Source organism: Pseudomonas pisciculturae, from assembly GCF_015461805.1.
GTDB lineage: Bacteria > Pseudomonadota > Gammaproteobacteria > Pseudomonadales > Pseudomonadaceae > Aquipseudomonas > Aquipseudomonas pisciculturae.
The window spans coordinates 15,204-28,635 of the sequence record NZ_JACVZE010000014.1; the positions used below are offsets into that span (position 1 = coordinate 15,204).

Here is a 13,432-nt window from a genome sequence, read left to right on the forward strand (position 1 = left end):
ATGGCATTGCATGGATTCCTTCAAGGCAACCGGGAGTATGCGGACACGCAAGCCCTGGGCAACGCCCTGAAGGCACTTCAGGAAGAAGGCCTGGACCAACTGCCCCTTCCCGGCAGCGGCCAGACGCTGGAGCGGTTCAGCCGCCTGGCGCAGGTCGCGGGTCATGACTTGCGGCTGTGCAAGCTGTTTGAAGGGCACACCGATGCCTTGGCGATCATTGCCCAACTCAACAGCCCGTTGCCGCCCGTGGCGAGTACGTGGGGCATGTGGGCAGCCGAACCCCCCAACGCCAAAGTACGTGTGCGCCTTGACGGGCACAGGCTGAGGGTGGATGGGCGCAAGGCCTGGTGCTCCGGCGCGGCCGTGGTCAGTCACGGGTTGCTGACCGCGTGGGACGAAGAGGACCGCCAGCAACTGGTCGCGGTGCAGATGCATACGCCCGGCGTAACCGTCACCGAGGAGGGTTGGAATGCGGTTGGAATGGCCGCCACGGGCAGCGTCGAGGTCTTGTTTGAGGGGGCCACAGGGCTGGCCGTCGGCGGCCCGGGTGATTACTTGTCACGCCCCGGTTTCTGGCAAGGCGGCATCGGCATTGCCGCCTGTTGGTATGGCGGCGCGCAACGCTTGGGCGAAGTGCTGCGCCTGCAATGCGCCAAGCGCCCCGAGCCGCATGCGCTGGCTCATTTAGGCGCTGTCGACAGTGCGTTGAACAGCGCTGCCTGCGTACTGCGCGCCAGCGCAGCACAGGTTGACCGCGAGCCCTTCGCCGATGCCCGGCAAATCGCCCAGCAAGCCCGTGCGTGCATTGAGGACACGGTGGAGCAAGTGATCCGCCACGTCGGCCGTGCCGTAGGTGCAGGGCCGTATTGCAAAGACCCCCATTTTGCGCAACTGATGGCTGACTTACCGGTTTATATGCGCCAAAGCCATGCCGAGCGCGACCTGGCCGGCCTTGGCGAGCAGGTCGCAGGCGAACCCACAGGGAGGTGGGCGTTATGAGAACCAACCCGATTGTGGGTCAAGGCACGCCTTTGCATCACTGGCAGTCTTCGAGCCGGCTGGCTGAATTGGCCCACGTCAGCGTTGCAGAATTGGTGCCTGACGGGCACCGCGCGGTGATCATCGCGCCGCACCCTGACGATGAAGTGCTCGGTTGCGGCGGCTTGCTACAAGGCCTGGCGGCGCTGGACCGGCCGATTCAGTTGATTTCTGTCACCGATGGCAGCGCCAGTCACCCCGGCTCCCGGCGTTGGCCCGTCGAACGCTTGAGCGTGGTGCGCCCGCAGGAATCGGCTCAGGCACTGCATCGCCTCGGTTTGCCCCTGCACAGTTTGAAATGGCTACGCGCAGGGTTTGCCGACAGCAAAGTGGCGGCGCGGGAAGCAGAGCTCACCGAGTTTATCCAGCGCTACCTCAAACCCACCGATGTGGTGTTCACGACTTGGCGCGAGGACGGCCATTGCGACCACGAAGCCGTCGGCCGCGCCAGTGCCAACGCCGCCACAGCGGTGGGCGCTACCTTGTATGAGGTGCCCGTGTGGACCTGGCACTGGGCAACCGCCGAAAACAGCCAGGTGCCGTGGCACCGCGCGCGCAAGATCCCTCTGAGCTGCACCGCCATTGCGCGTAAACGCCATGCCATCCACGCGTTTGCCAGCCAACTGGAGGGTGACCCGCAGATCGGCTTGCCGCCGGTGTTGGCGCCTTATGTCGTCGAGCGTCTGCTGCTGCCGTTTGAAGTGGTGTTCGTATGAGTGTGGCCACGCCGTACTTCGACCAGCTGTTTGCTGGTAATGACGACCCTTGGGCTTTTCGCCAACGCTGGTATGAACGGCGCAAACGCGCGCTGACCCTGGCACTGCTGACCCGCCCGCGTTACGCCTCGGTCTTCGAGCCCGGCTGTGCCAATGGTGAGTTGAGCGCTGAGTTGGCACCGCGTTGTGATCAACTGCTGTGCTGTGACACGGCAAGCGCTGCGGTCTCACTGGCGAAAACCCGTTTGCTGGGATTTGCCCATGCCCAGGTGCAGCAATCGCGATTGCCGGAGCAATGGCCGGCAGGACCTTTTGATCTGATCGTATTGAGCGAGCTGTGTTACTACCTGGACGCCGATGACCTGCACCATTTGATCGACCGCGCCCTCGCCTCCTTGAACAAAGACGGCCAGCTGCTGGCCTGCCATTGGCGCCCCGCCATCGAGGGCTGCCCGCAGACCGGCGAACAGGTGCACGCCCTGTTACAACAGCGACTGAATATGCCCTTGATGGCCAGCCATCACGAAGCTGATTTTCTTCTCGACCTGTGGAGCCGCGACGGTACCTCGGTCGCCACCCTGGAGGGCTTGCGATGATCGGCATTCTGATTCCGGCACACAATGAAGAGGCGTATCTGGGCGACTGCCTGGAAGCGGCCATGATCGCTGCCAAGCACCCCGGCCTGTCGGGCGAACCCGTGCACATCCTGGTGGTGCTCGACAGTTGCTGCGATGGCAGTGCCGCAATTGCCAATACGTTCGGCGTACAGTCTTTGGAAGTACAGGCGCGCAATGTGGGGCATGTACGGGGCGTCGGCGCCCGACACCTGCTCAATCAAGGTGCGCGCTGGATCTCTTGCACCGACGCCGACAGCCGCGTCGCCCCCGACTGGCTGGTGGCGCAGCTTGCATTAGGCACGGACGCGGTCTGCGGGACGGTAACGGTGGATGCCTGGAGTGAAGGGTTCGACGCAGCCGCGCAGATTCGCTATCACCAGGCGTATCAGGCGCAGGACGGGCATCGGCATGTCCATGGGGCCAATCTTGGCATGAGTGCCGGGGCTTATGTGCAGGCCGGCGGTTTTGAACCGTTGGCGTGCCATGAGGATGTGCAATTGGTACGCAACCTGGAGCGCTGCGGAGCTTCCATCGCCTGGAGTCACACCCCGCAGGTGATCACCAGCGCCCGCCTGGACTGTCGCGCCCAGGGCGGCTTCGGTGATTACCTCAAAGGCCTGATGCAGGCCACCTGAAAAAATCCACATGACACGATGTGAAAGCGCCGAATCCTTGACTATGCTGATCTCGCCTTGCCGGTAATCCAGGGTTGGAATGCCGCGCAATCACCACGGTGTAATCATTGGTGAGCAAACGAGAGTGTCGTCCCATCATCGGGATACGACCCAGCATCAACTGACAAGGATCTGTCACCCATGAAACCTGCCTCCCTGGGCGAAGGCCGTCGCGGCCCTGCGCAAGTCTGGAACAGCGCGCCACAATTGGCGCACGTTCCCATCATCACGCCACGGTCACTGGTGCCACCCGGCGCACGCGTGGTGGTGATTGCCCCGCACCCTGGCGATGAAGTACTCGCCTGTGGTGGTTTGCTGCAATTGCTCAGTAGCCTCGAACACCCGTTGCAACTGATCTCCGTCACCGACGGCAGCGCCAGCCACCCCGGCTCCAATGTGTGGCCCGCCAGCCGCTTGAGTGTAATCAGGCCCCAGGAAAGCGCCGAAGCATTACGACGCCTAGGCATGCCGTTGCATAGCCTGAAGTGGATTCGGGGAGGTTTTTGTGACAATGCCCTGGCCGCTCGAGAGCAACTGCTGAGCCAATTTATCGCGCGTTACCTACAGCCTGGGGACGTGGTCTTCACCACTTGGCGCAACGATGGCAACGACGACCACGACGCCGTCGGCCGCGCCAGCGCCAATGCGTGCAACCTGGTGGGCGCACGCCTCTATGAACTGCCGATCTGGGCGTGGCACTGGCCGGTTCGCGAAGGTTCGATCATTCCGTGGCAACGCGCGCGCAAGGTCCGGCTAGACAGCTGGAGCGTCGCACGCAAGTTGCACGCAACCCACGCGTATGCCAGCCAACTGGTCGGTGACCCTGAGATCGGCCTGCCACCGATGCTGGCGCAGGTACTGTTGGAGCGCATGCGCGATCCCTATGAGATCGTGTTTGCCTAAGCGCACACTCGTTCATACCTGTTATTTCTGACAGTAGCGGCGTGGTCCATCTGCGACTAAGGTGCAAAGCACCTGCACCTGTTGATGTGCAGTCGAGAAAGCCATGCCAACCCTTTGCATTGGCCGATGTTTTGCGAAATAGGTAACCCGTAGTCCCTGATCCGTATCGTGCATAACGTTGTCATGGTCTGGTCCGCGCATGCCTTTGCAAGCGCTGGACGATATCCCCCTTGCTTGAGGACGGATCATGCGCACACGGATAAAACGCTCTCTTCTCCTGAGTATCCCTTGCTCATTGGCCGCGGTGATTTTGCCGGCCATCAGCCAAGGCGCCTGCGTCATCGCCCCCACCGCCGGGGACGATACGTATACCTGCGATAGCGGCATCGCCGCGGGGTTCACAGATACCAGCGGCAACAACACGCTGAATATGAGTGCCACCGGCACCATTGCGGGGAGCGTCACGTTTGGTGCAGGGATCGATATTGTGACCATCCTGGACCCCACCAGCACAGGCATGCAGATCAATGGTTCTCTGAATCAGGGTGACGGAAACAACATCTTTCAGATGAACAACGGCACGATTACCGGCGCGCTGATTCAGGGGGCCGGCGCCGATATCGCGCAGATCAGTGGCGGCACGATTGGCTCGACGTCTCAGGGTGACGGTGTTGACAGCTTCAGCATGAGCGGCGGCACCATCCTCGGTGATGTCGACCAAGGTGACGGACTGGACGAGTTCGTCATGAATGCGGGAACCATTGTTGGCGCATTTTTATCGGGTGATCGCGCGACCATGACGGGGGGCAGCATCGGCCGGGTCAATATGCTGCTCGATGACAATTTCTTCGATATGAAAGGGGGCACCATCATCGGCAACCTTGTAACCGGTTTTGGCAACGACGAGATTCGGGTGTCGGGTAAAAGTTATATAGGCGGCAATATCAGTGTCAGCGGCGGTACCGACCTCGTGCACATCACCGGTGGCACCGTGAACGGGCAGATTCTCATGAGCGCAGGAGCCGACCGGCTTGAGTGGATCGGTGGTGGGCAGGTCAATAACTTTATCTTGATGGGGGCCGATGATGACACCGCACTCCTGCAGAATCTGACCGATACCCAGGTTGCGTCTACCCCCTTGATCGATGGGGGAGTCGGCGTCGATACCTTGACCTTTGATAACAGCCAACTCGGCACACCCGAAAAGTATACGAGCTGGGAAGTCGTGAACCTGGACAACAACGCACAGTTCAAGCTTGGCGGCACGTTCACTCTTGGCGATACCGGTACAGGCACCGGCACCATGAACCTCAATGGCTCCAGCTCGCTGCTGGTTGACACCGGCGTGATCACCGCCTTCGATGCCGCCCAGTTAGCGACACTGAACAACCGCGGCACGATCGACATGACCACCGGCAGCAAGGTCGCCACCAATACCCTGACCGTCAATGGCAACTACAACGGCACAGGTGGCGTATTCGCCCTGCAAAGCATATTAGGTACCGACGGCTCGGCCAGCGATAGGTTAATCGTCAGTCAGGGCACCATCACTGGCACCACGAGCCTGCGCGTCACCAACCTTGGCGGCGTGGGCGCAGCGACGTTGCAAGACGGGATTCAAGTTGTACAGGCTATCAATGGCGCCACCAGCAGCGCCAACGCCTTCACCTTGTCTGGGCCTGTTTCGGCCGGCGCGTTCAACTACTACCTGTTTAAAGGTGGCGTCAGCGCAGGCACCGCCGAGAACTACTACCTGCGCTCCACCGTGCCTATCGACAACCCCGTTATTATCGTGCCCCTGCCGGAACCCGTACCCGGCACACCGCCATTGCCCGATAAGCCGGGTACCCCGATCTACCGTGAGGAAGTGCCGCTCTATGCAGCGCTGTTCCCGGCAGCCCAGCAAATCGTGCAGGCCATGCTGGGCACCTACCACGAACGCATGGGAGACCAGAGCCAACAGCAACAAACCGGCGCGTTCCCTGCGGGTTGGGGGCGCGTGTATGGCAGCAGCAATCGGCAAAGCTTTGCCGGGACGGTGAGCCCTACCCTGAACAGCTCGCTCACCGCGTTTCAAGTCGGCACTGACGTCTTTGCAAACACGCTGGACAACGGCCTCACACAACGCGCCGGGTTCTTCGTTGGCCACAGCCGCTTGACGGGCGACATCAAGGGGTTCAATAACGGCTGGGAGAACAAACGGGCCGGCAGCACCAAGCTGCGCGGGGACAGCCTGGGTATTTACTGGACACTGATCAACCCCAGTCACGCCTACCTGGACCTGGTGCTGATGGGTACGCGTTTTGACGGTAAGAACGAATCGGATCGGGGTGTGAAGATGAAGACGCGCGGGCACAACGTAGCCGCGTCCGCGGAAGTCGGTTGGCCATTACCGTTGACCCAAAACTGGGCGATCGAGCCCCAGGCTCAGGTGATCGTCAGCAAGTCCAAGCTGGACAAGCAAAACGATGGTGTCTCCGACGTGTCCTATCGCGCCGATACCAACATCACCACCCGCCTTGGCGTGCGCCTGCGCGGCGACTATCAACTCAATGGCATGCCACTGCGCCCCTACGCACGGGCCAATGTCTGGCATGACCGTGGCGGGCAAAATACGGTGACCTTTGCCGATACCACTGACATCGTGACCGAGCAGAAATCCACCCGGCTGGCGGTAAGCCTGGGCGCCGATCTCGAGTTGTCGCAAGGCATCAGCGTGTACGGCGAAGTGGGCACCAGCCGCAATCTGGACAGCAACACATTCAACGGTCGTCAGGGCACGCTGGGGTTAAGAATGACGTTCTGATGTGGGCGCTGTGTGCAACCGGGGCCTGATCGCTAACGATTACGGCCCTTTCCAACCAGATATGGCCAAAGGCAACTACCGGCATTGTGAAAATTTCGTTAACTCATTCTCCCTAAACGCTTTTTTGCCCGGAAATGTTCTGGCACACTAACGCGAACAATTATCAACATCTTTATTATTCGCTAGGGACGGCGTTCGGGGAGAGTCAGTTCCATGTCTGTGCAACAACCTGGCAGCAAAGGGTTTTCACCTAATTTAATGGCGTTGGCTATCTGCATCGCAACGTCACAAGCGGCCTTCGCTGCCGACGCTGAACCGCCTGCGACCACGCTTGAGCTCGGCGCCACACAAATCTCCGGCCAGCAATTGAGTGAAACCACCGAGGGCACGCAGTCCTACACCACCGGCACGATGGCAACCGCTACCAAGCTGCCGCTTACGCTGCGTGAAACTCCGCAGGCTGTCACCGTTATTACGCGCCAGCGCATGGACGACCAGGCCATGACCAGCATCAACGATGTGGTGCGCGCCACGCCCGGTCTGTTCCTGAACTACTCCAACGGCCCTGGCCGGCAGGCCTACACCTCGCGCGGCTTCGACATCGACAACCTGATGTATGACGGCATTCCAAGCGGTTATAACGGTGTATCGGTGGGGGCCCAGCCAAACCTGGCGATGTTTGATCGCGTTGAAGTGGTGCGCGGTGCGACTGGCCTTGTGACGGGCTCCGGCAACCCTTCGGCCGCCATCAACATGATCCGCAAGCGACCACTGGACGAACAAAAAGTCACCCTCACCGGCGCCGCCGGCAGCTGGGACGACTACCGAGGCGAGCTCGATGCGTCCAGCCCGCTCAATGACAGCGGCACCTGGCGCGGCCGGGTGGTCACCTCTTACCGAGACGCCAACAGCTTTGTCGATAACGCCGAGGAATATCACGGTCTGTTCTACGCCGTGACCGAAGCTGACCTGAGCGACGACACCACCCTGACCCTCGGTTTCTCGAACCAAAAGGACAAGACCAACTACTTCTGGGGCTCTTCGCTGACCGGCCTGGACGGCCATCACCTCAACCTGCCGCGCTCCTACAACCCAGGCACCGACTGGGAGAACAAAGATCAAGAGATCAACACCGTTTTCGCCGAACTGCGCCAGCGCCTGGCCAATGATTGGACGCTGCAATTCAACGCCAACTACGCGCAGCAGAACGCATTGTTTTCGGGCTCGTACCAGTCGCGCTGGGACAACAGCACACTGACCCGCACCGTTTACCAGGCCGCCTATGATGAAGACCAGGCCGGCTTCGACGCCTTCGCCAGCGGCCCCTTCGAAGCGTTCGGGCGCACCCACGAACTGGTGGTGGGTGCCAGCAAACGCATCTACGACATGACCAGCCAGGATTACAGCCCCTACAACAAACCAGACTGGCCCATCACGGCGGGCAAACCGGACTTCGTGCACACCACCGACGGCCGTGAAGTCACCACCCAGGACGGTATCTACGTCACCACGCGCCTGAGCCTCGCCGACCCGTTGAAGCTGATCCTCGGCGGGCGCCTGGACTGGTATGACTACGATAATCGCGATGGCGACGGCGACTACAAGGTCACCCGCAACCTCACCCGCTACGCCGGCTTGATCTACGAGCTGGATGACCACCATTCAGTCTACGTCAGCTACAGCGACATCTTCACCCCCCAGAGCGCCAAGGGTACTTCAGGCACTCCGGTCAAGCCGATCGTGGGCAAGAACTATGAGGTGGGCGTCAAAGGTGAATACCTCGGTGGCGCGCTGAACGCGAGCGTGGCGCTGTTTCGCACCGACCAGGAAAACCGTGCGGTAGAAATACCCAAAGTGCCCACCTGCCCGCAAGAGACCTGCTATGAAGCCTCTGGCGAGATCCGCAGCCAAGGTATCGACTTCGAACTGCAAGGCGCCTTGACCGATAACTGGCAGGTCGGCGGTGGTTTCACCTACGCACGTACCCACCTGATCAAAGACGAAGCCAACCCGCAGCTCGTCAATAAGCAGTTCGACACCGACACCCCCGAGCGCCTGTTCAAAGTCACCACCAGCTATCATTTCCAGGGCGCGTTGGAAAAACTGCGAGTGGGCGGCAACCTTTCCTGGCAGAGCCGCATGTACAACGACCTTGCACTGGCTGACGGCAGCACCTACCGCCTCAAGCAAGGCGCGTATGCAGTCACCGACCTGATGGCCGGGTATAAGGTCAATGACCATCTCGACCTGCAGGTCAACGCCAATAACGTCTTCGACCGCCGCTACTACTCCTCGATTTCAAACTCCATCCAATATGGTGGGGACACCTACGGCAACCCCCGCAACATGATGCTGACAGCCAAGTACAGCTTCTGAACAACGCTATAAGAGCGGCTACCTGCCTCGGGTAGCCGCGTCTAAAGTTCCCCCTCCCCCCTGCCGATAAACGTTGGCATCGCTGAATATCAAACACCTGCTTTACTCCACCCCGGCGCGCCATGGTGGCACGCCGCATGCTTTGTTCCTGGCTCGACCCTACGGAGTAAAAGTGAATGCCCCTGCGCACCCGTTTCCTGGAGCACTACCGCAAGGCCGACCGCATCATGCTGGCGTTGATCTGGCTGATGTTTGGGTTTTCCGTGGGCCTGGCGTTCTGGCACGACACCTTGCTGCAAGCGGTGATCGTCGGTGGCGGCACCAGTGTGGTGCTGACGGTGCTCTACCGCGCTCTCGGTGGTACACGATTGATGCGTTGCGCACTGGGCGCCGGCCTGATGGTGATGGCCGCGCTGCACATCAACCAGGCCCAGGGGGTGATTGAATCGCACTTCGGCATCTTCGCGTTGCTGGCGGTGCTGACGTTCTACCGTGACTGGCTGCCGATTTTGGTGGCCGCGCTTACCATCGCCGTGCATCACTTGGTGTTTCATGCCTTACAGCATCAAGGTTTCCCGGTGTTCGTGATGGACCATCACGGTGGCTGGGGCATGGTGTTCGTACACGCCTTTTACGTGGTGATGGAGACTGTCGCCCTGCTCTACCTTGCCGTGCACAGTCAGGCCGATGCAGTCGAAAGCCAGGAAATGCTCGAAAAAATGCTCGCCGTAACCTCCCAATTCACTGTGGAAACCGCCCAAGGTGAAGGCAAGGTGCATGTGTCCCTCGCCAAGCGTTTCGACCACTTCCTGCAACAGATCACCCACCTGATCGACGGCGTCGCCCGCGACTCCCACGGTCTGGGCCAACTTGGCCAGGCACTGGCCAGCGCCAGCGGCACCCTGGAAAAAGGCGCCCGGCATCAGTTGGCAGAAATTACCGAGATGAGTGGCTCGATGCAGCGCATGGAGCACGCCATGGGCAACATTGCTGTGCACGTCGAACAAGCGGTCGAGCACGCAGGCAAGGCCAGCCAACAAATCGTACGCGGCCAGGAAAGCGTTGGCCGCGCCCAAGATGAGATCACCCAGCTGTCCACACGCCTCAGCGGCACCCACGAAACCGTTGAAGGCTTGGCACTAAAGGCCGAGCAAATCGGCTCGGTACTCGAAGTGATCAGCAGCATCGCCAGCCAGACCAACCTCCTTGCCCTCAACGCCGCCATCGAAGCCGCCCGCGCCGGCGAACAAGGCCGCGGTTTCGCAGTAGTCGCCGACGAAGTCCGCAGCCTGGCCCAACGCACCGCCGTCTCCACCCAGGAAATCAAAACCATCATCGAAGGCTTGCAGCACGGCAGCCGCGAAGCCGTGCAAGCCATGCACGACAGCCGTCAGGGGGTGGAACGCTGCGTGCAAGACAGCCAGTTGGCAGTGCAGATGCTACGGGCCGTGGGTGATGACATTGCCCAGATTGACGAGTTGAATGGGCGGATTGTGAGCACCACACGTGAACAGACCTCGGCGAATCTGGAAATTGTGGGGCGGTTGCAATCGGTGCAAAGCATTGCGCAAAACACCGCTGATGATGTGGAGACGCTGGCGCGCAGCAGTGAGCAGTTGCCGCCGATTGCGGTGCGGTTGGATGCGTTGGGCAGACGGTTTCATCAGTGACGAGTACGCTCGTGTATCATCGCGGGCCTTAAGACCCGCTTAGCCACTCTCCATCAAGGAATAGATCAGCCTCATGCCATGGAAATCCACTAAAGCCGTCCTCGCTGCAGCCGCCCTCTCCACGCTGCTGGCCGGCTGCACCACCGGCCGCTATGACGGCACCCGTGCACCAGACCCAACCAAAGCCATCATTGTCGGTTCCATTGTCGAAGGCTACCTGACTCAACCCCATGGCCTGATGGTGCATATCCGCAAAGTCGGCGAGCGCTACACCACCGTGCCGTTGGCCACACTGGGCGCCGAAGACGATCAACCGTCGCCCAACCGGCTGGGCAACCTGTTCATGTACGAAGTGCCTGCAGGCAGTTATGAGATTTACCAGTGGAACTACCGGTTTTATCGCGGTGAAACGCAACCCCGGCCGGTCCCGATCATCTTCAGCGTAAAGGCGGGTGAAACCGCGTATATCGGCGATTTCTCTGCCAATTCGCTGACCTTCTGCCTGTCCAATGTCAACGGTGGCGACACCACTGTTGCGGAGTTGAAGCGCAAGTATCCGGTGCTTGAAGGCCGTGAAGTGGTAAACCTGACTGCGCGAACGGCGTTCGAGCCCTGGCCCGATTCAGATGCCGAGGACAACGGTCGCGGGCTCTGCAAAATCTGACGCAATTGGATCACTGTGCAGCGCACCTGCGGGTTTTCAACACGCAGGTGTCACCGCTGACGATCGTAAGGCGGATGTCGGCTCAGATCGAACGCTGATTGACCCGCATCATCAGTTGCTCAGCCGACTCCTTGCGCTCTGAATAACGGTCCACCAGCCCCTCCTGGTGACCGCGCAGCAACAGCGTGAACTTCACCAACTCTTCCATCACATCAACGACCCGGTCGTAGAACGGCGATGCTTTCATTCGCCCGGCGTCGTCGAACTCCATATAGGCTTTTGGCACAGAGGATTGGTTGGGGATGGTGAACATGCGCATCCAGCGCCCCAATACCCGCAGCTGATTGACCACGTTAAAAGACTGCGAGCCGCCGCACACCTGCATCACTGCCAGGGTCTTGCCCTGGGTCGGGCGAACGGCGCCCAGTTCCAGCGGCACCCAGTCGATCTGCGCCTTGAACACGGCTGACATTGCACCGTGGCGCTCGGGTGAGCACCACACTTGGCCCTCAGACCACAGCATCAGGTCGCGCAGTTCCTGCACTTTGGGATGATCGACCGGGGCGTCGTCAGGCAATGGCAAACCGCAGGGGTTGAAGGTCCGCGTCTCGGCACCGAAGTGTTCCAGCAGGCGCGCGGCCTCTTCCACCAGCAGACGGCTAAAGGAACGCTCACGGGTCGAGCCGTAGAGCAAGAGGATGCGCGGTTTGTGCGCGCCCGGTGCCGGCGGTTGTACATCGGCGAACAGGGTTAGATCCAGATTGGGAAGATCGGGCATGAAGCCTCCTTAGAGCGCTGCAATTTGATCGAGCTCGGCTTGGAGCGCATCGCGACTGAGCCTGTCAAACGCCAGCGCGAGGAAGGCCTCGCAGCGTTTTTCAATGCGCGCCAATGTAGCGTTAAAGGCTGCGTCGATAGCCGCTTCGTCACCCGTCACGTCCGAAGGGTCCTCCAGCCCCCAATGGGTTTTCAGCGCTGGGCCAAAGTACACCGGGCAGCTTTCGCCGGCGGCCTTGTCGCAGACGGTGATAACGATATCCGGCGGGTTGCCTTCAAACGCGTCGTTGCCCTTGCTGTACAAGCCTTCAATTGAAATGCCGGCCTGCTGCAAGGTGAACAGGCTGCGTGGCAGTACCTGGCCCTTGGGAAAACTTCCGGAACTCACCGCCTCGAAGCCTTGCGGCGCCAGGTGATTGAAAACCGCTTCTGAAAGAATGCTGCGGCAACTATTGGCCGTACACATAAACAAGATTCGCATGGGGGTGCTCCTGCCGCGCTCGGGCGGGTGTCAGAGGGTTAGCAGCAACTGGCTTCACGTACGGGCCGACCCTCCATGTTGCGCAGGCGCACGGCGTTTTGCTGGAGCCAGTCGGTATTGGCTTTCGACGTCACCCGCAGGATTTCGTGTACCCAGCCCGGCAGGTCCGGGTTAAGACGGTAATAAACCCACTGGCCCTGGCGTCTATCCAGCAGCAAACCACTGCTGCGCAGTTGCGCCAGATGGCGGCTGATCTTCGGCTGACTGTCGTCCAGCGCGCACATCAACTCGCAGACACACAGCTCACCCTGATCGGCAATCAGCAGGGTGGCGCGTGTGCGGGTTTCGTCGGCCAGACTCTTGAATACTTCAGGGGGCGTGATCATGGGCGGTCCTAACATTTCGAAATACGAATATACGGATATCCATATGTACTAGGCAAATGGTTATTTTATGAGGCGGCTGCAAAGGAGGCGGTACTGGCAATAGAGATGCAGTGCCTGAACCACAGCTTTCGCAGGCAAGCCAGCTCCCACACTTGATCGCGTTTCAAAGGGATGTACGCGGTGCAAATGTGGGAGCTGTCGAGCTTTAGCGAGGCTGCGAAGGCGGCAGTACTGGCATATAGAGATGCAGTGCCTGAACCACAGCTTTCGCAGACAAGCCAGCTCCCACCTTTGACTGCATTCCAAAGGGGGAGCGCGATCAAC

General features: G+C 60.3%; 12 protein-coding genes. 9 read left to right on the plus strand and 3 right to left on the minus strand.

Annotated elements, in window-relative coordinates; all coding sequences use genetic code 11:
• The 9 genes from ICY20_RS27235 to ICY20_RS27275 all read left to right on the plus strand — a co-directional run bounded on the left by ICY20_RS27235 (nucleotide 1) and on the right by ICY20_RS27275 (nucleotide 11,464).
• On the plus strand, nucleotides 1–999 hold the full coding sequence (locus ICY20_RS27235) for an acyl-CoA dehydrogenase family protein (protein ID WP_194939129.1): 999 nt from the start codon (nucleotides 1–3) through the stop codon (nucleotides 997–999).
• Entirely contained in the window at nucleotides 996–1,754 is a 759-nt protein-coding gene (locus ICY20_RS27240; protein ID WP_159961140.1) for a PIG-L deacetylase family protein, read from the plus strand. The genes ICY20_RS27235 and ICY20_RS27240 overlap by 4 nt, the downstream gene beginning before the upstream one ends.
• Complete coding sequence (locus ICY20_RS27245) at nucleotides 1,751–2,350, plus strand: SAM-dependent methyltransferase (RefSeq protein WP_159961138.1); 600 nt, start codon at nucleotides 1,751–1,753, stop codon at nucleotides 2,348–2,350. The genes ICY20_RS27240 and ICY20_RS27245 overlap by 4 nt, the downstream gene beginning before the upstream one ends.
• On the plus strand, nucleotides 2,347–3,006 hold the full coding sequence (locus ICY20_RS27250) for a glycosyltransferase (protein WP_159961136.1): 660 nt from the start codon (nucleotides 2,347–2,349) through the stop codon (nucleotides 3,004–3,006). Before ICY20_RS27245 ends, ICY20_RS27250 begins: the two co-directional genes overlap by 4 nt.
• Nucleotides 3,007–3,186: 180 nt before the next feature.
• Nucleotides 3,187–3,948: a PIG-L deacetylase family protein gene (locus tag ICY20_RS27255; RefSeq protein ID WP_159961134.1), complete on the plus strand. Its 762-nt coding sequence runs from the start codon at nucleotides 3,187–3,189 to the stop codon at nucleotides 3,946–3,948.
• A 247-nt stretch (nucleotides 3,949–4,195) separates the two neighbouring features.
• Complete coding sequence (locus ICY20_RS27260; RefSeq protein WP_194939130.1) at nucleotides 4,196–6,754, plus strand: autotransporter family protein; 2,559 nt, start codon at nucleotides 4,196–4,198, stop codon at nucleotides 6,752–6,754.
• Nucleotides 6,755–6,967: 213 nt separating this feature from the next.
• On the plus strand, nucleotides 6,968–9,130 hold the full coding sequence (locus ICY20_RS27265) for a TonB-dependent siderophore receptor (protein ID WP_159961130.1): 2,163 nt from the start codon (nucleotides 6,968–6,970) through the stop codon (nucleotides 9,128–9,130).
• 176 nt (nucleotides 9,131–9,306) lie between these two features.
• Entirely contained in the window at nucleotides 9,307–10,800 is a 1,494-nt protein-coding gene (locus ICY20_RS28325) for a methyl-accepting chemotaxis protein (RefSeq protein WP_159961128.1), read from the plus strand.
• 73 nt (nucleotides 10,801–10,873) lie between these two features.
• A complete protein-coding gene (locus ICY20_RS27275; protein WP_159961126.1) occupies nucleotides 10,874–11,464 on the plus strand; it encodes a hypothetical protein in 591 nt (196 codons plus the stop codon).
• 82 nt (nucleotides 11,465–11,546) lie between these two features.
• Here the strand turns inward: ICY20_RS27275 and arsH are convergent, their stop codons facing one another.
• From arsH to ICY20_RS27290, 3 genes are read right to left on the minus strand one after another with little or no spacing between them, the layout of a single operon-like run.
• Nucleotides 11,547–12,242, minus strand: a complete 696-nt coding sequence (arsH, locus tag ICY20_RS27280; RefSeq protein ID WP_159961124.1) for an arsenical resistance protein ArsH — start codon at nucleotides 12,240–12,242, stop codon at nucleotides 11,547–11,549.
• A gap of 9 nt (nucleotides 12,243–12,251) precedes the next feature.
• A complete protein-coding gene (locus ICY20_RS27285) occupies nucleotides 12,252–12,722 on the minus strand; it encodes an arsenate reductase ArsC (RefSeq protein ID WP_194939131.1) in 471 nt (156 codons plus the stop codon).
• A gap of 38 nt (nucleotides 12,723–12,760) precedes the next feature.
• A complete protein-coding gene (locus ICY20_RS27290) occupies nucleotides 12,761–13,108 on the minus strand; it encodes a metalloregulator ArsR/SmtB family transcription factor (protein WP_159961114.1) in 348 nt (115 codons plus the stop codon).
• Nucleotides 13,109–13,432 lie beyond the last annotated feature (324 nt).

What these genes read in the sequence shown, in the direction of transcription:
- ICY20_RS27245 (WP_159961138.1), top strand. Translation starts at nt 1,751, where the DNA reads ATGAGTGTGGCCACGCCGTACTTCGACCAGCTGTTTGCTGGTAATGAC.
- ICY20_RS27240 (WP_159961140.1), top strand. Translation starts at nt 996, where the DNA reads ATGAGAACCAACCCGATTGTGGGTCAAGGCACGCCTTTGCATCACTGG.
- ICY20_RS27265 (WP_159961130.1), top strand. Translation starts at nt 6,968, where the DNA reads ATGTCTGTGCAACAACCTGGCAGCAAAGGGTTTTCACCTAATTTAATG.
- ICY20_RS27290 (WP_159961114.1), bottom strand. Translation starts at nt 13,108, where the DNA reads ATGATCACGCCCCCTGAAGTATTCAAGAGTCTGGCCGACGAAACCCGC.
- ICY20_RS27250 (WP_159961136.1), top strand. Translation starts at nt 2,347, where the DNA reads ATGATCGGCATTCTGATTCCGGCACACAATGAAGAGGCGTATCTGGGC.
- ICY20_RS27260 (WP_194939130.1), top strand. Translation starts at nt 4,196, where the DNA reads ATGCGCACACGGATAAAACGCTCTCTTCTCCTGAGTATCCCTTGCTCA.
- ICY20_RS27235 (WP_194939129.1), top strand. Translation starts at nt 1, where the DNA reads ATGGCATTGCATGGATTCCTTCAAGGCAACCGGGAGTATGCGGACACG.
- ICY20_RS27255 (WP_159961134.1), top strand. Translation starts at nt 3,187, where the DNA reads ATGAAACCTGCCTCCCTGGGCGAAGGCCGTCGCGGCCCTGCGCAAGTC.
- ICY20_RS27285 (WP_194939131.1), bottom strand. Translation starts at nt 12,722, where the DNA reads ATGCGAATCTTGTTTATGTGTACGGCCAATAGTTGCCGCAGCATTCTT.
- arsH (WP_159961124.1), bottom strand. Translation starts at nt 12,242, where the DNA reads ATGCCCGATCTTCCCAATCTGGATCTAACCCTGTTCGCCGATGTACAA.
- ICY20_RS27275 (WP_159961126.1), top strand. Translation starts at nt 10,874, where the DNA reads ATGCCATGGAAATCCACTAAAGCCGTCCTCGCTGCAGCCGCCCTCTCC.
- ICY20_RS28325 (WP_159961128.1), top strand. Translation starts at nt 9,307, where the DNA reads ATGCCCCTGCGCACCCGTTTCCTGGAGCACTACCGCAAGGCCGACCGC.